At 66.9% G+C, this 20,111-nt stretch carries 16 protein-coding genes; 5 read left to right on the forward strand and 11 right to left on the reverse strand.

Annotated elements, in window-relative coordinates:
• Nucleotides 1–6 precede the first annotated feature (6 nt).
• Nucleotides 7–999, forward strand: a complete 993-nt coding sequence (locus SI859A1_RS13375; protein WP_009210272.1) for a glutathione S-transferase family protein — start codon at nucleotides 7–9, stop codon at nucleotides 997–999.
• Here the strand turns inward: SI859A1_RS13375 and SI859A1_RS13380 are convergent.
• Nucleotides 990–1,451, reverse strand: coding sequence for an NUDIX domain-containing protein (locus tag SI859A1_RS13380; RefSeq protein WP_009210273.1), 462 nt, complete (start codon nucleotides 1,449–1,451; stop codon nucleotides 990–992). The two genes, SI859A1_RS13375 and SI859A1_RS13380, sit on opposite strands and share 10 nt — an antisense overlap.
• Before the next feature lie 58 nt (nucleotides 1,452–1,509).
• On the opposite strand from SI859A1_RS13380, the gene SI859A1_RS13385 reads away from it, so the two are divergent.
• Nucleotides 1,510–2,460 (forward strand): metallophosphoesterase family protein, encoded by a 951-nt coding sequence (locus SI859A1_RS13385; protein ID WP_024350394.1) that lies wholly within the window; start codon nucleotides 1,510–1,512, stop codon nucleotides 2,458–2,460.
• Here SI859A1_RS13385 and SI859A1_RS13390 read toward each other — a convergent pair whose 3' ends face one another.
• The 8 genes from SI859A1_RS13390 to SI859A1_RS13425 all read right to left on the reverse strand — a co-directional run bounded on the left by SI859A1_RS13390 (nucleotide 2,461) and on the right by SI859A1_RS13425 (nucleotide 12,319).
• Nucleotides 2,461–3,078 carry a hypothetical protein gene (locus tag SI859A1_RS13390; RefSeq protein ID WP_009210275.1) on the reverse strand — a complete coding sequence of 206 codons (618 nt, stop codon included), beginning with the start codon at nucleotides 3,076–3,078 and terminating at the stop codon, nucleotides 2,461–2,463. It lies immediately after the preceding gene.
• 85 nt (nucleotides 3,079–3,163) lie between these two features.
• Nucleotides 3,164–3,979, reverse strand: coding sequence for an alpha/beta fold hydrolase (locus SI859A1_RS13395; RefSeq protein ID WP_009210276.1), 816 nt, complete (start codon nucleotides 3,977–3,979; stop codon nucleotides 3,164–3,166).
• On the reverse strand, nucleotides 3,979–5,649 hold the full coding sequence (gene leuA, locus SI859A1_RS13400) for a 2-isopropylmalate synthase (protein ID WP_040326559.1): 1,671 nt from the start codon (nucleotides 5,647–5,649) through the stop codon (nucleotides 3,979–3,981). The genes SI859A1_RS13395 and leuA overlap by 1 nt, the downstream gene beginning before the upstream one ends.
• A 425-nt stretch (nucleotides 5,650–6,074) precedes the next feature.
• The gene (locus SI859A1_RS13405; RefSeq protein WP_009210278.1) at nucleotides 6,075–7,172 is read right to left on the reverse strand and encodes a sensor histidine kinase; all 1,098 of its coding nucleotides are present in this window, start codon (nucleotides 7,170–7,172) and stop codon (nucleotides 6,075–6,077) included.
• Nucleotides 7,173–7,329: 157 nt separating this feature from the next.
• A complete protein-coding gene (locus SI859A1_RS13410) occupies nucleotides 7,330–8,193 on the reverse strand; it encodes a cation diffusion facilitator family transporter (RefSeq protein ID WP_081451479.1) in 864 nt (287 codons plus the stop codon).
• A 64-nt stretch (nucleotides 8,194–8,257) separates the two neighbouring features.
• Complete coding sequence (locus tag SI859A1_RS13415) at nucleotides 8,258–10,447, reverse strand: anthranilate synthase (RefSeq protein ID WP_009210280.1); 2,190 nt, start codon at nucleotides 10,445–10,447, stop codon at nucleotides 8,258–8,260.
• Between the two features lie 267 nt (nucleotides 10,448–10,714).
• The gene (locus SI859A1_RS13420; protein WP_009210281.1) at nucleotides 10,715–11,572 is read right to left on the reverse strand and encodes an EAL domain-containing protein; all 858 of its coding nucleotides are present in this window, start codon (nucleotides 11,570–11,572) and stop codon (nucleotides 10,715–10,717) included.
• 6 nt (nucleotides 11,573–11,578) lie between these two features.
• On the reverse strand, nucleotides 11,579–12,319 hold the full coding sequence (locus tag SI859A1_RS13425) for a CSS-motif domain-containing protein (protein WP_040325813.1): 741 nt from the start codon (nucleotides 12,317–12,319) through the stop codon (nucleotides 11,579–11,581).
• 193 nt (nucleotides 12,320–12,512) lie between these two features.
• Here SI859A1_RS13425 and SI859A1_RS13430 point away from each other — a divergent pair, with 193 nt between their 5' ends.
• From SI859A1_RS13430 to SI859A1_RS13440, 3 genes are all read left to right on the forward strand, one after another.
• Complete coding sequence (locus SI859A1_RS13430; RefSeq protein WP_009210283.1) at nucleotides 12,513–14,117, forward strand: GMC family oxidoreductase; 1,605 nt, start codon at nucleotides 12,513–12,515, stop codon at nucleotides 14,115–14,117.
• Between the two features lie 121 nt (nucleotides 14,118–14,238).
• Nucleotides 14,239–15,222, forward strand: a complete 984-nt coding sequence (locus SI859A1_RS13435; protein ID WP_009210284.1) for an ABC transporter substrate-binding protein — start codon at nucleotides 14,239–14,241, stop codon at nucleotides 15,220–15,222.
• 12 nt (nucleotides 15,223–15,234) lie between these two features.
• Nucleotides 15,235–16,935 (forward strand): ABC transporter permease, encoded by a 1,701-nt coding sequence (locus SI859A1_RS13440; protein ID WP_040325814.1) that lies wholly within the window; start codon nucleotides 15,235–15,237, stop codon nucleotides 16,933–16,935.
• A 16-nt stretch (nucleotides 16,936–16,951) separates the two neighbouring features.
• Here the strand turns inward: SI859A1_RS13440 and SI859A1_RS13445 are convergent, their stop codons facing one another.
• Both SI859A1_RS13445 and SI859A1_RS13450 read right to left on the reverse strand, forming a co-directional pair.
• On the reverse strand, nucleotides 16,952–18,049 hold the full coding sequence (locus SI859A1_RS13445; protein WP_009210286.1) for an ABC transporter ATP-binding protein: 1,098 nt from the start codon (nucleotides 18,047–18,049) through the stop codon (nucleotides 16,952–16,954).
• A gap of 158 nt (nucleotides 18,050–18,207) precedes the next feature.
• Nucleotides 18,208–19,887 carry a formate--tetrahydrofolate ligase gene (locus tag SI859A1_RS13450; protein ID WP_009210287.1) on the reverse strand — a complete coding sequence of 560 codons (1,680 nt, stop codon included), beginning with the start codon at nucleotides 19,885–19,887 and terminating at the stop codon, nucleotides 18,208–18,210.
• Nucleotides 19,888–20,111: the final 224 nt, after the last annotated feature.

Raw genomic sequence — 20,111 nt, forward strand, 5'->3', positions numbered from 1 at the left:
TCGCCAATGGGACTGCTCGTAGACGGCCAGTGGCAGGACAAATGGTACGATACGAAATCGACAGGTGGCAGCTTCCAGCGCTCGACCACGAGCTTTCGCGACTGGATCACCGCCGACGGATCGCCCGGCCCGGACGGCCAGACCGGCTACAAGGCCGAGCCTGGCCGCTACAATCTCTACGTCTCCCTCGCCTGCCCCTGGGCCCACCGCACGCTGATCGCCCGCAAGCTGAAGAAGCTAGAGGACGTGATTTCCCTGTCGGTGGTCGACTACCACATGGGCGAGGAAGGCTGGGTCTTCTCCGACCGTCCCGGGGCAATTCCCGATCCGATCTTCGGCAAGAAGCGGCTCTATGAGATCTACTTGGAAGCCGACCCGCACTACACCGGGCGGGTGACCGTGCCGGTCCTCTGGGACAAGCAGACCGGGACCATCGTCAACAATGAGTCTGCCGAAATCCTGCGCATCCTGAACCGCGGCTTCGACGCCTATGGCGATGCCTCGGTCGACCTGTCACCCGACGAGCTGCGGGACGACATCGATGCGATCAACGCGGACGTCTACGACCACGTCAACAACGGCGTCTACAAATGCGGCTTCGCGACGACGCAGCGGGCATACGAGAAGCCCTTCGAGCAACTCTTCGATGCGCTCGATCGGCTCGAGGCGTTGCTGTCGAAGCAGCGCTACCTCGTCGCCAGCGCCGCGCCGACCGAGGCGGACTGGCGGTTGTTCACGACGCTGATCCGGTTCGACCCGGTCTATTTCGGGCACTTCAAATGCAATCTGCAGCAGATCAGAGACTACCCGAACCTCTTCAAATACATGCTTGAACTGTATCAGGTTCCGGGCGTGGCCGAGACGGTCGACTTCGACCATATCAAGGGCCACTACTATTCCAGCCACGCGACGATCAATCCGACCGGCATCATTCCTGTCGGTCCGAAGCAGGATCTCACCGTGCCGCACGGGCGCGAGCGGCTGGCCGTTCACCAATAGGGATCGCGCGTCGTCTCGCCGGCCAGTTCGGCGAGACGACGCCGGGTTGCATTGGTGGTGCCATCCGGCAGCTCGCCGGGCGCAAAGAACCCCATCTCGGCAATCTCGGCGCCCGGCTTGTAGTTCGCCTCGCGCCGGAACGCGCCGCAGCGATAGAGCAGCACGTGGTCGCGGTTGGAGGCGTTGCGGTTGAAATGGGCCGAGACCAGCTCCGGCTCGTCCGAAAGTACGATCCCCGCCTCCTCTCGCACCTCGCGGGTCATCGCCTCCGCCGCCGTCTCGCCGGGATCGACACCGCCGCCGGGCAGGTACCAGCCCGAGACATAGGTGTGTCGCACGAGGCAGATCCGCCCCGCGTCGTCGAAGACGAAACCGCGGACGCCGAGGGTCATGGGCCGTGCCACCACATGCACGCCATGCAGAATGCGCACCATCAGTTTCTCGAAACGCATCGCCGTCCTTCGTTCGCCAACCCTAGCAATCCGTCGCTCCTCACCTAGGATGACAGGCATGTTTCGTCTTGCCCATCTCTCCGATATCCATCTCGGTCCATTGCCTGAATTGTCGATCCGCGAACTCGCGTCGAAGCGGGTGACCGGTTACGTCAACTGGCATCGCAATCGCCGCAGGGTGATGTTCGGCGACACGCTCGCCAACCTCATCCAGGACCTGCAGCAGGAAGCGCCGGACCACATCGCCGTCACCGGCGACCTCGTCAATCTGGCCACCAAGGTCGAGACCATGGCGGCGCGCATCTGGCTCGAGGAGCTCGGCAAGCCGCACGACGTCTCCGTGGTGCCGGGCAATCACGACGCCTATGTGCCCGGCGCGCTGAAGCGGTCCTACCGGGAATGGTACGAGTACATGATCGGCGACAATCCGCTGAACGCCATCGGCAACTCGTTCCCCTATGTGCGGGTCCGCGGTCCCGTCGCGATCTTCGGCGTCTCGACTGCTGAAGCGACGGCGCCGTTCTTCGCCACCGGCACGTTCCGCCGGCGCCAGGCGATGGCGCTGGCAAAGCAGCTAGAACACGCCGGCGCGCACGGCCAGTTTCGCGTGGTGCTGATCCACCATCCGCCGATCTCCGGCTCGACGGCCTGGCACAAGCGGCTGATCGGCAAGCAGTTCTTCTCGAAGGTGATCCACGAGATGGGTGCCGAGCTCGTGCTGCACGGCCACACGCATCTCGATACGCTGCACTGGCTGAAGGGGCCGCAGGGCATGGTGCCGGTGGTCGGCGTGCCGTCGGCGAGCCAAGCCCCCGGCAGCTCGCATCCGGCCTCGCGCTACAATCTGTTCGAGATCGACGGCGAGCCGGGAAAATGGTCGCTGATCCAGCGCGAGCGCGGCGCCCGCGAGGAGCGTCCGGGCATCGGCTGGGTGCGCCAGCGCGAACTGCTGACGGACGGGCGCGCCGTCAACACGACCTCGCGCGAGGATTCGCGGCCGGCGGCCTGATCAGCCGACGGAAACGCCGAGATAGGAAGAGATCGCCAGCAACAGGCCGGCGCCGACGACGACGCCGATCATCAGCCAGACGGCGGCGATGACGAAGTCGGTCGAGCGGGAGCGCTGCGGCTCCGGCTGGCGCAGCGGCGCCTCGTTGGTGCGGCGAACCGGATGCGCCGGCTTGGCGATCTGCTCATTCAGCTCGTCGTTGACCGCGAAGGCCTTGTCGCGCTCCACGATCCGCTCGGCGACGTAGTCCGTCACCCGATCGGCGATAATCCGGGCTTCGGTGGATTCCACCAGTGTGACCCGGCCGAGGCGCGTTTCACGAACAAGCCGATAGGTGCGCCGGTCGCGGGCCATGACGACGTTAGCGGTGCCGTCGATCCACAGCCGCGCATGGGCGCCGCCCGACAGGGTGAAGTCGAACATGTCCTCGCCCGCCGGCAGTTCGTCGATCAGCGGCTGCAGCTCTTCCTGCAGGATTTCGAGCCGCGCGCGATCGGCCTCGCGGATATCGACGACGACGTCCGAGCGCTGCGCGGCAGCGATCTTGGCCTGTCGCACGGCATCGGCCAGTCGCTTCGTCCCCATCAGGGTCGCGACATTGTCCTTGCCTTCGCCCATCGATCGTAGCCTCGAATCCAATTCATTAACCGGGGGTTTATCATATTCGGATTCGCGATTGGAAGAAACTGCGTGACGCTTCGGCTCAGGCGCCATCGACCTGCTCGATCGACGCCAGAATCGCGCTCTCGCAGGCGTCTTCCGCCTCCAGCATCAGCATGTGGCCGTGCCCGGCCAGCGCGGTCAGGGCGAAGCCAGGCGGCGCCTCGGCGCCCTGCGAAAACGGTGTGACCGGATCCTCTGTGCCCCATACGAGCGAGATCGGCACGCCGCTCGCCGCGATGGTCTCGAGCGGCAGAACGCCCTGCGTCCCTCCCCCGCCGCCATCCTTGGCCGTGAACAGGAGATCGAACATCTGCGCGACCGCGGCGCGATCCTCCGGCGTGCGGGCGGCGGCGATCGCGGCGGCCGTCTCGCTGTCCGGCTGCCAGTCCGGGGCGCCCATCGCGCCAAGCGACGCGCGGACTGCCTCGGCGCCCTCGGCCGTCATCACCGCTGCGATCAGGTCGCTGCCGATCTTGGGGCCGAATCCGCCCGGGGCGAGCAGCGTCAGCGAGGCCACGCGGTCCGGTGCGAACAGGCTGACGAGGCAGGCGATGGCGCCGCCCATCGAGTGGCCGACGAGGTGGGCGGAGGCGATGCCCCGCGCCTCCATCTCGGCGATCACCGCCCGCGCCGCCACCTTGGGCGGACCGAAGCCGGGATAGTCCCGCGACCGGCCATGGCCCGGCAGGTCGAAGGCGAGAACCCGCCGTTTCGGGGTGGCGAGGCGCCGTTGCAGCGCCCCCCACACGGCCGCCCGGCCGTCGAAGCCGTGCAGCAGCACGACGGGCCGCGCCGTACCGCCGGTCTCGCCGCCCTGTTCGATGGCAAACAGGCGCGGTGCTTCGGCGTCGCTCATCAGCGCGTTGCCAGGAGGCGGTTCGCCGAGGCGACCAGCGCCTCGAGCGAGGCGGTCACGATGTTCTTGTTCATGCCGACGCCGAACAGCCGTCCGCCCTCATGCTGCACTTCCATGTAGCAGATGGCGCCCGCGTCGGAGCCCGCCCCCAGGGAGTGTTCCGAATAGTCGAACACCGAGAAGTCCAGCCCCAGATGGCGGCAGAGCGCGTTCACGAACCCGTCGATCGGCCCGGTTCCGATCCCCTCGATCGTGGTCTCCACGCCATTGTCGAGGATGGTCGCCTCGATGATCCGCTCGCCCTTCACGTTCGCGCTCGGCCGGGTGGTGTGCTCGACGAACCGGATGCGACCGTCCGGCTGCTCCACGTAACGCTCGATGAAGCGCTCGTAGATGCGCTTGACCGGCAGTTCGCGGCCTTCCTCGTCGGTGATGTGCTGGATGTCCTCGCGGAACTCCACCTGCAGGTTGCGCGGCAGGTTCAGACCGTAATCGGCCTGCAGCACATAGGCGATGCCGCCCTTGCCCGACTGCGAGTTGATGCGGATGATCGCCTCGTAGGACCGACCGACATCCTTCGGATCGATCGGCAGATACGGGACTTCCCACAATTCCTTGTTGGCGACCTTGCGGGCCTTCATGCCCTTGTTGATCGCGTCCTGGTGCGATCCGGAGAAGGCCGTGTAGACCAGTTCGCCCACATAGGGATGACGTTCGTGGATCGTCATCTGGTTGCAGTACTCGAAGATTTCCTTGATGTGGTTGATGTCCGAGACGTCGAGACCCGGGTCCACCCCTTGCGTGAACATGTTCAGCGCCAGGGTGACGAGATCGACATTGCCGGTGCGCTCGCCATTGCCGAACAGCGTGCCCTCGACCCGGTCCGCCCCGGCCATCAGGCCCAGCTCGGTCGCCGCGACCGCGGTGCCACGGTCGTTGTGGGGATGCAGCGAGACGATCAGGCTGTCACGATTGTCAAGGTTGCGGCACATCCATTCCATCTGGTCGGCATGGATGTTCGGCGTCGACATTTCCACCGTCGCCGGCAGATTTAGGATCAGCTTGTTGTCCGGCGTCGGCTGGACGATCTCGGCGACCGCGTTGCAGATCTCGACGGCGAAATCGAGCTCGGTCCCGGTGAAGCTTTCCGGCGAATACTGGAAACGATAGCCGCCGCCGGCCTTGGCCGCCATGTCGACGACCATCTTGGCGGCGTCGGTTGCGATCTCGCGAATGCCCGCGCGATCCTTCTGGAACACCACGCGGCGCTGCAATTCGCTGGTGGAATTGTAGAAATGCACGATCGGCCGGTGCGACCCTTCCAGCGACTCGAAGGTGCGCGAGATCAGCTCCGGCCGGCACTGCACCAGCACCTGCAGCGACACGTCTTCGGGTGTCTCGCCCTCCTCGATGCACCAGCGCACGAAGTCGAAATCGGTCTGCGAGGCGGACGGGAAACCGATCTCGATCTCCTTGAAGTTCATCGCCTTCAGGAGCGCGAAGAACCGGGCCTTGCGGTCCTGTCCCATCGGATCGACCAGCGCCTGGTTGCCGTCGCGCAGATCCACCGAACACCAGATCGGCGGCTCGGTGATGGTCTTGGACGGCCATGTCCGGTCGGGCAGATCGACCTGGCCATAGGGATGGTACTTGCGGGAGGCCGACGGCATCGTGCCGCGGCGCTCGGCCGTTTCGGGCGGCGCCTGCCGGACGTCTGCGGCCGGACGGGTGGCGGGTGTAACGGACATGGTCTTCGCACCTTGATCGCTGGGCGGATGACGACTGCGGCGGCTTCGCGCGCATCTGGCCGGTCATCGGCAATTGGAACCGTCTTGTAAAGCGAGAGGGGCTGAGCGCGCGGGCCGGGTCGGACCACAGTGCCGGCTCGACCGCCGGACGCCCCCTTCAGGTCAACGGGTCCGACGGCCGCAGCTAAGAAGGAGAAGGCGTAGAAGCGAGAGCGGACGCACCGCGTCGCCGGCCCGGCTCGGGGCCGCGATCATGCCGAAAATGGATGGCGTCGCGTTCATGCGGCGAAGATTAGCCGCAAATCCGTCGATGGCAAGCCGAAAATGAAGCCGTCGCGGGTACCCGCTCAGTCCGTCGGCGACGCCGCGAAGGCCGGCCGGGCCTCGAAGGCGAGCGTCGCCACCGCGCCGCCGTCGTTCGACGTCTCGAAGCGCCCACCAATCTGCTGGGTCAGAGAGGCGACGATGCGCATGCCGAGATTGCGGGATGCGGCGATGGAAAAGCCGTCCGGCCAGCCCGGTCCGTCGTCGGCGACCTGCAGCCGTTGGGTCCAACCCTCGCCCGCATTGCCTGCCATCTCCTCGCGGCGAAGCGAGACCCGGATGGTGCCCGGCCGGCCATCGGCGCAGCCATGCTCGATCGCGTTGGAGATCAGTTCGGTCACGATCAATGCCAGCGGCACGGCCGTCTCGGCATCCACCTCGGTGGGCGCGACATCGGTCAGATAGGTGACTTTGGTCACCCCCGATGCCGCCAGGAGGTCGGGGCCGAGCTGTGCCAGATAGGGCGCCATGTCGAGGCTCTGGCGGCTCGGATCATGGAGCTGACGCTGGATCTTGGAGACGAGGCCGATGCGGGCAGAGGCCTGCTGCAGGGCGGCGGTCACCTCGGCGGAGGAGGACACGCGCGCCTGGGTGTTCAAGAGCGCCGACACCACCGCGAGATTGTTGGAGACCCGATGCTGGAGTTCGCGGAACAGCAGATCGCGCTCGTTGGCGTAGCGGGCGGTCGCCTCCTTCTCGACGGTCAGCCGGTCGAGCGCGACGTGCATCCAGTGGATCAGCACGATGTCGACCGTCACGATGAAGACGTAGAAGACCAGCGCCAGCAACGAACCGCCGGTGAGCAGGAAGGAATCGAAGGGCGGAATGAAGAAGTACCAGGCGGACAGCCCGCCGAGGATACCAACCAGCGCTCCCGGTGCTGTGCCGGCAAGGAAGGTCGTGATGATGACGGCGGGAAAGAACGACAGATACGGGAAGCCGGCCGGCAATTGCTCGTCCAGCCCATAGCGGACCCAGAAAGCGAGCCCGATCGCCATGATGGCGAAGACCCAGCGAAGCACCGGCCTTTCGCGCCAGGATATGGCGACGAGAAACGCCTGCACGCCGTTCAGGCCGGCAAGATTGGCCCTGCCGCGCGGCGCGCCGATGTCGACCCCCATGGTGATCCCCGTCCAGTTGCAGTGCGCCGCGAACCCGTCGCGACTCCAGCGTCCCCTCCGCCGCCAGCTATTGCCGTTGCGGCGGGAAATGGCAAGCAATCGTCGTTTGATTTCAAGGGGCTGCCCCCGATCTCAGAGCCATGGCGAGGCGGCGGGGTCAGAGAACCGGCACGCCCGTCTGCTTGGCCTCGCCCTCAGGCTCGACATGGATCGACACCCGGGCTCCATCGAAGGCCACCTGCAGCGCATCCTCGATGCGATCGCAGATTTCATGGGCAATGCCGACGGTCATGGTTTCCGGCACGACCATGTGGAACTCGATGAAGATCGCCCGGCCGGCCAGCCGGGTCTTCAGATCGTGAACCTCGAGCGCTCCATCCGCATGCGAGGAGATGATGTCGCGGACGGTGGCCTCCTCCTCCGGGTCGATCGCACGGTCCATCAGCCCGGACAGCGAGCTCATGACGACGAGATACCCTTCGCGCAGGATGTTCAGGGCGACGAGGGCCGCCATCAGCGGATCGAGGATCGTCCAGCCGGTGCTGGTGGCGATCAGCAATCCGCCGATGACGCCGACGGAGGTCACCACATCCGCCATGATGTGACGCCCGTCCGCCGCGAGCGCGGGCGAGCGCCGGGCGGCGCCCTGGCGGATCAGATAGGTCGCCCAGACGGCATTGATGGTCGTTGCCGCGGCATTGATGGCGATGCCGATCAGCGGCTCCTCCATCGCCCGCGGCACCAGATAGGCCTGCCATGCCTCGCGCAGGATAAGCAGCGCCGCCAGAACGATCAGCACGCCCTCGATCACTGCGGACAGATATTCCGCCTTGGTGTGGCCGAAGGGGTGATCGCTGTCGGCCGGCTTATAGCTGAGCGTGACGGCCCAGAGCGCGATCAGGCCGGCGACGACGTTGACGATGGATTCCAGCGCGTCGGAGAACAGCGCGACCGACCCGGTCATCCGGTAAGCGGCGTATTTGATCGCGAGCACGATCACCGCCACGGCGACAGACGCCATGGCGATGCGCTTCACCAGCGGGGCACCGGCACCCGCCGCCGTCTCCGGGCCGCCGCTCACCGTGTCAGGCCGCCTGTTCGCGGGCCCGGCGCGGCAGTCCCGCGACGATGTTCTCGATCATCCGCATGCCGGCATCGCCGCCCAGGCTCATGATGCTCTCCGGATGAAACTGCACGGCCGCGACCGGCTCGGTCCGGTGCTCGAAGGCCATGACGATGCCGTCCTCGGTCTCGGCGGTCACGTTGAACTCCTTGGGCAGGCGCACGGGATCGGCGAAGATCGAGTGGTAGCGCCCGACGGTGACCTCCGCCGGCAGGCCGGAGAAGATGATGCCCGGATCGGAAATGCGGATGCGCGACGGCTTGCCGTGCACCGGCATGTGCAGCGTCCGCAGCGTGCCGCCATAGGCTTCGGCCAGGGCCTGCAGACCGAGGCAGACGCCGAAGATCGCCGCGCCGTGCTCGCGCGCCCGGGCAATGGTGCCCTTGCAGTCGAAGTCGGACGGATTGCCTGGGCCCGGCGAGAGCACCACCAGATCGGGTGCAATCCGCTCGAAGATCTCCGCCGACACCGGTGTGCGGACCGTCGAGACCTCGGCTCCGGTCTGGCGGAAATAGTTCGCCAGCGTATGGACGAAGGAATCCTCGTGATCGACGAGGAGAATGCGCAGCCCCTCCCCCACCTTGGCGGAATCGCGCTTGGCGGCGGCCGGATCGGGCGCGCCCGCCTCGCGGATGGCGCCGATCAGCGCCGAGGCCTTCAGTTCGGTCTCGGCCTCTTCGTCCTCGGGGTTCGAATCGTAGAGCAGCGTCGCGCCGGCCCGCACTTCCGCGATGCCGTCCTTCAGGCGGATCGTGCGCAGGGTCAGGCCGGTGTTCATGTCACCGTTGAAGTGCACCATGCCGACGGCGCCGCCATACCAGGCGCGCGGGCTCTTCTCGTTGTTCTCGATGAAGCGCATGGCCCACAGCTTGGGCGCGCCGGTCACGGTCACGGCCCAGGCATGGGAGAGGAAGGCGTCGAAGGCGTCCATGCCGTCACGCAGCCGGCCCTCGATGTGATCGACCGTGTGGATCAGGCGCGAATACATCTCGATCTGGCGCCGGCCGATCACCCGCACGGAGCCCGGATCGCAGACCCGGCTCTTGTCGTTGCGGTCGACGTCGGAACACATGGTCAGCTCCGATTCGTCCTTCTTGGAGTTCAGGAGCTTCAGGATCTGCTCGGAATCGGCAATGGCGTCGTCGCCGCGCTTGATCGTGCCGGAAATCGGGCAGGTCTCGACCCGGCGGCCGTTGACCCGCACGAACATCTCCGGCGAGGCGCCGATCAGGAACTCGTTTGATCCGAGATTGACGAAGAAGGAATAGGGCGACGGATTCACCGCCTTGAGCCGGCGCGAGATTTCCGACGGCCGGTGTTCGGCGCGCTCGTAGAAGACCTGCCCGGGCACGACCTCGAAGAGATCGCCGCGCATGAACTTCTCCTTGGCGGAGCGCACGAGGTCGGCATATTCGCCCGGCTTGTGGTCGCCGCGCGGCGGGATCCGGTCGGAGGGCGCGAAGGGCGCATCCGGCCCGCCCCCCTCCAGACCTTCCGTCGAGGCCCCGTCCATGGCGAAGTCGTAGCGGGTCCGGAACGCCGAGGCCGAATAGTGGTCGACCTCGAGCAACTCGTCGGGCAGGTACAGCACCAGGTCGCGGCGCTCGGCATCGCGCTCCAGCACTTCCGGCACCGGCTCGAACTGATAGGCGAGATCATAGCCGAAGGCGCCGTAGAGGCCGAGCTCGCGGCCCTCCTCGGAGCGGAACAGCGACACGATGGTCCGCAGCACGGAAAAGACGCTCGGCATGCGCGAACGCTCTTCCTCGGTCACCGCCGCGGTCGGCTCGACGATGGTCAGGTCGATGATGTCGTCGCTACGCGTGCGACCCGCGATGTCGTCATTGCCAGCCAGCGCCGCGTCTATGAAGCCGAGCAGCACACGGCCGCGCGGGTTCAGCGCCTCGATGCGCATGTCGCGCCTGTCCGACGAGATGACCAGCGGCGGATCGACGAAGGCGACGTCCTGGCGCGTGTAGCGGCCGGGATATTCGTAGTTGGAGAACAGGACCGCCCCGCGGCGCGTGTCGAGCCAGTCGAAATAGGGCTCGATCGCGCCTTCATACGCCACGGCCTGCCGGCTGCGGGTGATGACGATGCCTCCGGCGGTCACATACCGTTCCCGTCCGTCTTCGGTCTGTTCGGTCACCATGAATCTTCTCCGGGTCTTGCGACAAGCTCGTTGCGGGTCTCGTGCCCGGACCCCCGGCGACATAGCAAAAAGGCCGCCGGATGATCCGAGGCGGCCTTGAGGTACTGATCACATGCGTGATGGTCCGGCCGCTATCAGCGAGCCCACCACCAGGTCTTTGCAGAGATCATCGTGTCCATGGGAATCGGATAGACGACCCGGCCTCAAAGGGCAATGGGAAAGGCTGCCGCCCGGCGGCGCGATCGGTTCCGGCGATCTTCCGAAACCCTATGCGGCGTTGGCGAGAAGCTGATCCCGACGGTTTGCGTCGGCAAGAAAGGTCGCGAAAGGCTCGATCCCGAGGGGTCGCGAGATGTGGTAGCCCTGCACAAAGTCGATCGCCGGGCGGAAGGCGCGCAGTTCTTCGAGGCGCTCGGCCGTCGCGATTCCCTCGACCACCATCATCCGACCGGACGAATGGATCATCTCCACGGCATGATACAGCATCCGGGACATCATGCTGTCGGCCGGTGCCATGGCGAAGGCCCGATCCAGCTTGACGCCGTCCACCGACAGCGCCGCCAGGTTCTGGATGTTCGAGTAGCCGCTGCCGAAATCGTCGATATAGGTGCGGATGCCGGTGTCGCGCAATTTCCCGATCTCGAGCTGTGCCGCCTCAACGTCGATGGCGTCGCTTTCGACGAGTTCGATGATCACCCGGAAGCGCTCGGGCTGGGCGAGGAACGGCCCGAAGATGTCGCAGAGCAGGGCACTGTCGAGATCGCGGGGGAAGACGTTGAACGTGACCTTCAGCAACGACCCCGCCGGCATCGCGACGGAGAGTTCGCGGTGCGCCTTCTCGACCACCATCCGGGTGAACTGCCGGGTCAGGCCGTAGCGCTCGACCAGCGGAATGAAGCGGTCCGGATAGACGATGGTGTCGTCGATGTCGCGCCAGCGCGCCAGCACCTCGCAGCCGGCGATGCGGCCGGTCGCGAGCTCCATGATCGGCTGGTAGGCGCACACCACGGTCTCTGCGTCGAGATAGCGGCGAAAGCGTGCATCGAAGGCCCAGCGCCGGACGATCAGCGCGCGCGCCTGGATGGCGAGGACAGCGGCTAGCAACGCGGCGAACAGCAGCGCCACGACGGCTTAGGGCGCTCCGCGTGCGAGCAGGGAGGTCAGCGAGGCCTGGGTGGCCACGCAAATCATTCCGTCGTCGCCGCAATCGATGCTGCGAACGGTGCCGGACAGCGGCGCGGTGCCGTCGATGGCGGCCTGGCGGTTGGCATCGAAGACACCCTCGACGCCATCGAGGTGCCATCGACGACCGCTCGAAGCAGTTGCAACGGTCTCGAACTCCATCCATTGCGAGACCGCGTGCGGCACTTCGTCCTGGCGCACGACAATGGCGAAGTCGCCTTCCTGGACGATGCTCCCGAAAAGACCTTCGAATCCCGAGAAGGACAGGTCGCGCTGCATCCAGACGACGGTCTCTGCCCCGACCCGGATGTCCGGCTCGCCGAACTCCAGGGGTGTCTCGAACACCCCGATGCTGGCCGAGCAAAGCGCCGCGCCATCAACAACGTAGAGGAACTCGTGGAAGCCGTCCGGAAGGAAGGCCACGCGGCGGAGCTGTTCCCGGAATTCAGCGCTGCAGGGCTCGGCCGTGACCTGCTTTTCCAGCTCGGCAAAGGTCGAGTCGAGGTTACGGCGGATCTGGGCGTAGGGCGCCAGCGCCACGCGGCTCTCGGCCCGCATCGACTGACGCGCCTCGTACAGCGCGAACAGCCCGGCCGACACGGTCAGAAACAGGAAGATCATGCTCCCCAAAACGATCGCGATGATCGTCTGCTGGCGACGGGAGATGAACAGACTGACAAGCTTCGCCATGGCGTTTAAGGCCTATTTCCGGTGACGTCAGTGAATGCGAAAACCCTCTATGAGTGCTTAAGAAGCAGGCAAATGCCGCCGGGCTGGCCAAGGCTTCACGCGATGGCGGGGGCGCGACTTCCGTAACGGCTGCACGCGATCGACGGCACCGGCCGACATTCCCCAAGCCGAAAGTTTCGGCTAGAGCGAAGGCATGGAAGAATTCGACTATATCGTCGCCGGGGCCGGTTCGGCCGGATGCGTCCTCGCCAACCGGCTCTCCGCCAATCCGCGCAATCGCGTGCTGCTTCTGGAGGGGGGCGGCAAGGACAACTGGATCTGGTTCCACATCCCGGTCGGCTATCTCTTCGCCATCGGCAATCCGCGCTCGGACTGGATGTTCAAGACGTCGGCCCAGGCCGGGCTGAACGGGCGGGCCCTCTCCTATCCGCGCGGCAAGACCCTCGGCGGATCGTCCGCGATCAACGCCATGATCTACATGCGCGGCCAGGCGGCGGACTACGACCATTGGCGCCAGCTCGGCCTCCAGGGCTGGGGCTGGGACGACGTCCTGCCGCTGTTCAAGGCGATCGAGGACCATGCCGACGGTCCGAGCGAGTATCACGGCGCGGGCGGCGAATGGCGCGTCGAGCATCCGCGCATCCGCTGGGAGATCCTCGACCGGGTCCGGGACGCGGCACATGCTGCGGGCGTGCCCAAGATCGACGACTTCAACACCGGCGACAACGAGGGCTCGGCCTATTTCCAGGTCAACCAGAAGGGCGGGCGGCGCTGGAGCGCGGCACGCGGCTTCCTGAAGCCGGTCCTGCACCGGCCGAACCTGAAGGTCGTGACCGGCGTGATGATCGACCGGGTCACCGTCAAGGACGGGCGCGCCGCCTCGCTGCAGTATCGCCGCGACGGCCAGACCTTCGAGGCGAAGGCGGCCGGCGAGATCGTGCTGTCGGCCGGCGCGGTCGGCACGCCGCTGATCCTCGAGCGGTCCGGCATCGGCGACACCGACCGCCTGCGTCCGCACGGCATCGCCCCGGTCCGGCATCTGCGGGGCGTCGGCGAGAACCTGCAGGACCATCTGCAGATCCGGCCGATCTACAAGGTCGACGGCATCAAGACGCTGAACAGCGAATACAAGAACCTCTTCCGCCGGGCGATGATGGGCGCCGACTACGCGCTGCGCCGCCGCGGGCCGATGACCATGGCGCCCAGCCAGGTCGGGGCCTTCGTCAAGTCGCGACCGGACCGGGCGACCGCCGATCTGGAATTCCACTTCCAGCCGCTTTCGCTCGACGACTGGGGCAAGGGCCTGCACCCGTTCTCGGCCTTCACCGCCAGTGTCTGCAATCTGCGCCCCACGAGCCGCGGCAGCGTTCATCTGACCGGCTCTCTGGTCGAGGACACGCCGGACATCTCGCCCAACTATCTCTCCACGGACGACGACCGACAGGTCGCGGTGGACAGCCTGAAATGGGCCCGCCGGATTGTCGCCCAGTCGCCGCTCGCGCCTTACAAGCCGGAAGAATACAAGCCGGGTGCCCATGTGGTGTCGGACGATGACATGCTGGTCGCGGCAGGCGACCTCGGCACGACCATCTTCCATCCGGTCGGGACGGCGAAGATGGGCCCGGACGGCGATACCGACGCGGTGGTCGACGAACGGCTGCGGGTGCGCGGCATCGAAGGACTGCGCGTCGCCGACGCCTCGGTGATGCCGACCATCACCTCCGGCAACACCAACTCGCCGACGATCATGATAGCCGAAAAGGCCGCCCGGATGATCGTCGAGGATTCCCGCAACTGATTGCCACAACGCCGTCCGCTGGACCGCCCGTCATCTTCCTGTCACGGGTGACGCTGTAGTCGCCCTGCCCGTGGGGCGCCGACGTTTCCGCGAACCCCGAACACGATCTGAGGAGACCGCCATGATCCGCAGCCTCGGCTTCGCTGCCGCCACTCTCGCCGCCATTCTCCTCTCCGGCACGGCCTTCGCCCAGTCCGGCAAGCTGGTGCTCTATACGAGCCAGCCGAACGAGGACGCCCAGGCGACCGTCGACGCCTTCAAGGCGAAGCATCCCGATGTGGACGTGGAATGGGTCCGCGACGGCACGACCAAGATCATGGCCAAGTTGCAAGCCGAGTTCGCCGCCGGCAATCCGCAGCCGGACGTGCTGCTCATCGCCGACAGCGTGACCATGGAAGGGCTGAAGCGCGACGACCGGCTGATGCCCTATGCCGACGCCGACACGACTGGCTTCGCGGACGGCCTGTTCGACACCGACAAGACCTATTTCTCGACCAAGCTGATCACCACCGGCATCGTCAACAACACCCGCGCCGAGACCACGCCGTCCTCCTGGAAGGATCTGGCGGACCCCGCGCTTCAGGGCCAGACGACCATGCCGAGCCCGCTGACCTCGGGCGCCGCGCTGGTGCATCTGGCCACGCTCACCCAGAACCCCGATCTGGGCTGGGACTATGTCGCGGCGCTCGCCGAGAACGGCGCCACGGCGTCCGGCGGCAATGGCGGCGTCCTGAAGGCGGTCGCCGGCGGCGAGAAGGCCTACGGCGTGATCGTCGACTTCCTGCCGATCCGGGAAGCTGCGAACGGCTCGCCGGTCAATTTCGTCTTCCCCAAGGAAGGCGTTTCCGCCGTCACCGAGCCGGTCGCGATCCTGAAAACGGCGCAGAACCCGGAGGCCGCAAAGGCCTTCGTCGATTTCGTCCTCAGCGAGGACGGTCAGAAGCTGGCGGCGAGCCAGGGCTATCTGCCGGCCCGCGACGGCGTCGAGGCGCCCGCCGGATTCCCGGCCCGCGACGCGATCAAGCTGATGCCCTTCGATGCGGCCAAGGCGCTGGCCGACGAGGACGCGAACAAGAAGCGCTTCGCCGAACTCTTCGGCGGCTGACCTCTGCCCGCCATCACTTCCATTGCCAGACGCTGGAACGGCGAGAGCATCACTCTCGTCGTTCTCGTCGTTTTCGTCGGCCTCGTGAGCGTCCTGCCGGTCACGCGGCTCGTCATCGAGGCCTTCGCGCCCGGCGGCACGCCCGACCTTGCCAATATCCGCTCCGTGCTCACCGCCGGTTCCACCTGGACGGCGGCCTGGCACTCGCTGGTCACGGCAACGCTCGGCACCGCGATTTCGCTTGTTCTCGGCACGCTCTTCGCGCTGATCGTCGCCCTCACCGATATCCGCGCCAAGGCGGCGCTGGTGTTCTGCTTCCTGCTGCCGCTGATGATCCCGCCGCAGGTGACTGCGCTATCCTGGGCGCAATTGTTCGGGCCGGCGAGCCCGCTCCTGATCACGCTCGGCCTCGCCCCGCCGCTCGGCTCGCCAAACCCGATCTACAGCCCCGGCGGCATCGTCCTGCTGCTCGGCATCCAGCATGCGCCGCTGGTGTTTCTCGCCGTGCGCGCCGGTCTGCGCGGCCTGCCGCGCGAGATGATCGAGGCGGCACGCGCCTGCGGTGCCGGCCGGCTCCGGGTGATGGCGACCATCGTCCTGCCGATGATGACCCCGCCGCTGGTCGCCGGCGGTGCCCTGGCCTTCGTCTCGGCCGTCGGCAATTTCGGCATTCCGGCCCTGCTCGGCATTCCGGCCGGCTACACCGTTCTGCCGACCCTGATCTATCAGCGGCTGGCGAGCTTCGGCCCGTCGATCATCTCGGAGGTCGCGGTGCTGTCGATCGTCGTCGGCGCCCTCGCCTTCGTCGGCTTCGCCGTGCAGGCACTGGTCATCGGCAAGCGCGACTATCGCACCGTCGGCGCACCTGCGCAGGCGCTGCGCTACGCGCTCGGCCGCTGGCGCGGACCGATCGAGGCGCTCGCCTGGGCGATCATCGTCGCCATTCTGGTGGTGCCGCTGATCGCGCTCGTCGCCACCTCGCTGGTCACGGCCTATGGCGTGCCGCTGACCGGCCAGACGGTGACGCTGTCCAACTACGCCGAGGTGCTGTTCCGGCAGGATTCCACCGTGCGCGCCTTCCGCAACTCGTTCCTTCTGGCGGCCGGCACATCGCTGTTTCTCGTCGCGGTCTGCGTGCCCTTCGCGGCCTTCGTGGTGTGGCGCAAGAGCCGGCTTCTGGATGCCCTGGCGATGATGGCGGAACTGCCCTACGCCCTGCCGGGCATCGTGCTCGGCATCGCCGCGATCCTGATCTTCATCATGCCGCTGCCGGTGCTCGGCATCAGCCTCTACAACACGATCTGGATCATCTTTTTCGCCTATCTGGCGCGCTTCCTCACCCTGTCGCTGCGCCCCGTCGTGGGGGCGGTGCAGCAGGTGGACCGGGCGCTGGAGGAAGCTGCGCGCATGACCGGCGCGCGCTATCTGTTCCGGCTGCGCACGGTGGTCTTCCCGCTGCTCGCGCCGGCCGCCGCGGCGGGCGCGATCCTCACCTTCATGACCAGCTTCAACGAACTGACCGTCTCGGCGCTGCTGTGGTCGGCGGGCAACGAGACGCTCGGCGTCGTGGTCTTCAATCTCGATGATTCCGGCGCGACGGTGCTGGCGTCAGCGGTGGCGGCGGTCACCGTGGTGGCCATCGTCGCGATCATGGGCGGGACGGCGCTTCTTGCGCGCCGCCTGCCGCGCGGCGTCCTGCCCTGGACCGACTGACCGCCGGATCGCCGGGTCAGGCCGCGCGTGCCGGCTTCACCGCAGCGGCGTGACCGGACGGCAGCAGCCAGCCATCCTTCGCCCGCACCCGGATCATGCTGCCGATGGCCGCCAGGTGCGGGGCCCAGACCGGCAGCACGGTCTCGGGCGCCGCCTCCGGCGACACGTCGAGGATCACATGCGAGCCCTTGAAGGTCGCCTTGCGGACGGTCGCGGCAAAGCCGGCGCCCTCGGTCGGCTCCAGATGCTCGGGCCGCAGGCACAAAAGCACTGTGGCGCCGGCCGCCGGCATGGCGTCCGGATTGCACCGCACCGCCACCTCGCTACCGAACAGTTGGACGGCGATGCGATCCGGCCCGAGGCCGCGCAGGATCCGGCCGTCGACGATCTGGCCGTTGCCGACGAACCGGGCCACCTGCTGCGAGCCCGGCTCGGCATACAGCGTCACAGGGTCCGCGACCTGCAGGATCCGGCCCGCCTCCATCACCGCAACCCGGTCGGCCATGGCCATCGCCTCGGCCTGGTCGTGGGTGACATAGACCATGGTCGCGCCGGTGCGCTGGTGGAACTCGCGGAAGGTGTCTTCCATCGAGGCACGCAGATTGACGTCGAGATTGGCCAGCGGCTCATCGAGCAGCACCACCGCCGGGTCCATGGCGAGGCACCGCGCCAGCGCAACTCGCTGGCGCTGGCCGCCGGACAGATCGGCCGGACGCCGCGCCTCGAAACCGGTCAGATCGACCGCCGCCAGCGCCTCGGCGACCTTGCCGGCTCGCGCCGCGCCCTTCAGGCGGCGCACCCGCAGCGGATAGCCGACATTCTCGGCCACGCTCATATGCGGCCAGAGCGCATAGGACTGGAAGACGATGCCGACATTGCGGTCCTCCGGCGGCACGTGCCGGCCGCCGCCGGCCACCAGCGCCCCGTCGAAGCGGATCGCACCGCCGGACAGCGTGTCGAATCCGGCGATCAGGCGAAGCAGGGTCGTCTTGCCGCAGCCCGACGCGCCGAGCAGTGCGACGAACTCGCCCGCCCGGATCTCGAGGGAGACGTCGTCGACGGCCGCGGTCTCGCCGAAGCGTTTGGTGACGGCGGCGAGCGAGATGGCGGACATGCAAGGCTCATGGCTGGACTGCGGACGGCCGGAGAATAGTGCGGGCGGGCGCAAAGGGCGAGCCGCCCGCACACCGGTTCCCGGAGCTACGGTCCTATGCGAAGGACGGCAACGCTGTCATGACGGACGATCGCGAGACGGCCTGTCCCTCTCGGCGATCAGAACAGCCCCTCGACCTCGCCGTCGGCGTTCAGACGGATGGTCTCGGCAGCCGGTTTCGACGGCAGGCCCGGCATGGTCATGATCTCCCCGCAGATGGCGACGACGAAGCCGGCGCCGGCGGACAGACGCACTTCGCGGACGTGGACGGTGTGGCCGTCCGGGGCGCCGCGCAGGGTCGGGTCGGTGGAGAAGGAATATTGCGTCTTGGCCATACAGACCGGCAGGTCGCCATAGCCGGCCTCCTCCCAGGCGGCGAGCTGGTCGCGCACGCTCTTGTCGGCGGTCGCCTCGGCGCCGCGATAGATGCGCTTGACCACCGTCTCGATCTTGTCGAACAGGCTCATCTTGTCCGGATAGAGCGGCGCGAATTGCGACGCACCGCTGTCGGCCAGCGCAACGACCCGATGCGCCAGCTCCTCGATACCGGCCGAGCCGTCGGCCCAGTGACGACAGACGATGGCCTCCTCGCCGAGTTCCGCGACATAGGCCTTGATGGCCTCGATCTCGGCATCCGTGTCGGTGACGAAATGATTGATGGCCACGGTGGCGGGCACGCCGAACTGGCGGATGTTCTCGATATGCCGGCCCAGATTGGCGCAGCCGCGCGTCACCGCTTCGACATCCTCGGTCCCCAGCGCGTCCTTGGCGACGCCGCCATTCATCTTCAGCGCCCGGACGGTGGCGACGATCACGGTCGCGGCCGGCTTCAGCCCGGCCTTGCGACACTTGATGTCGAAGAACTTCTCGGCACCGAGATCGGCGCCGAAGCCGGCTTCGGTCACCACATAGTCGGCCAGTTTCAGCGCCGTCGTCGTGGCGACCACCGAATTGCAGCCATGGGCGATGTTGGCGAAGGGGCCGCCATGGACGAAGGCCGGGTTGTTCTCCAGCGTCTGCACGAGGTTGGGCTGCATGGCGTCCTTGAGGAGGACCGCCATGGCGCCGTCCGCCTTCAGGTCGCGCGCATAGACCGCGCTCTTGTCGCGGCGGTAGCCGACGATGATCGCGCCCAGGCGTTTTTCCAGATCAGCGAGGTCCTTGGCCAGGCACAGGATCGCCATGACCTCGGAGGCGACGGTGATGTCGAAGCCGGTCTCGCGCGGATACCCGTTGGCGACACCGCCGAGGGAGGCCACGATGCCGCGCAGCGCCCGGTCGTTCATGTCCATCACCCGACGCCAGGTCACGCGGCGGGTGTCGATCTCCAGGGCGTTACCCCAGTAGATGTGGTTGTCGATCATCGCCGACAGGAGATTGTGGGCCGTGGTGATGGCGTGGAAGTCGCCGGTGAAGTGGAGGTTCATGTCCTCCATCGGCACGATCTGCGCATAGCCGCCGCCGGCCGCACCGCCCTTCATGCCGAAATTGGGGCCGAGCGAGGCTTCGCGGATGCAGATCGCGGCGCGTTTGCCGATCCGGTTGAGGCCGTCGCCGAGGCCGACCGTGGTGGTGGTCTTGCCCTCGCCGGCCGGCGTCGGATTGATCGCGGTGACGAGGATCAGCTTGCCGTCCGGCCGATCCTGCAGCGACTTGATGAACGGGGCGGAGATCTTTGCCTTGTCGTGGCCGTAGGGGACGATGTCCTCTTCCGCGATGCCAAGCTTGGCTGCGATCTCGCGGATCGGCTTCTTCGCCGCGGCACGCGCAATGGCGATGTCGGTTTTGATCTCGGCCAAGCCCGGTTCTCCCTGTCTGGTCTGCCTCGCAGGCGACCATAGGCAGCCTGATGCGCCAATGCCAATGCCTGCCCGCGTCAGGATTTCCTATCCCGCGATAAGCCGCACTTGGTGCGGCGGCCGCGCTGGAAGCCGGCTGGCCATGGCGGATGCCGGAAGACCGAAACGGAAAGAGCCCGGGCGCAGGCGCACCGGGCTCTTCATTCCATGATCACGATGGGCGG

The sequence above is a fragment of the Aurantimonas manganoxydans SI85-9A1 genome, from assembly GCF_000153465.1.
In the GTDB taxonomy this organism is placed as follows: Bacteria; Pseudomonadota; Alphaproteobacteria; order Rhizobiales; family Rhizobiaceae; genus Aurantimonas; species Aurantimonas manganoxydans.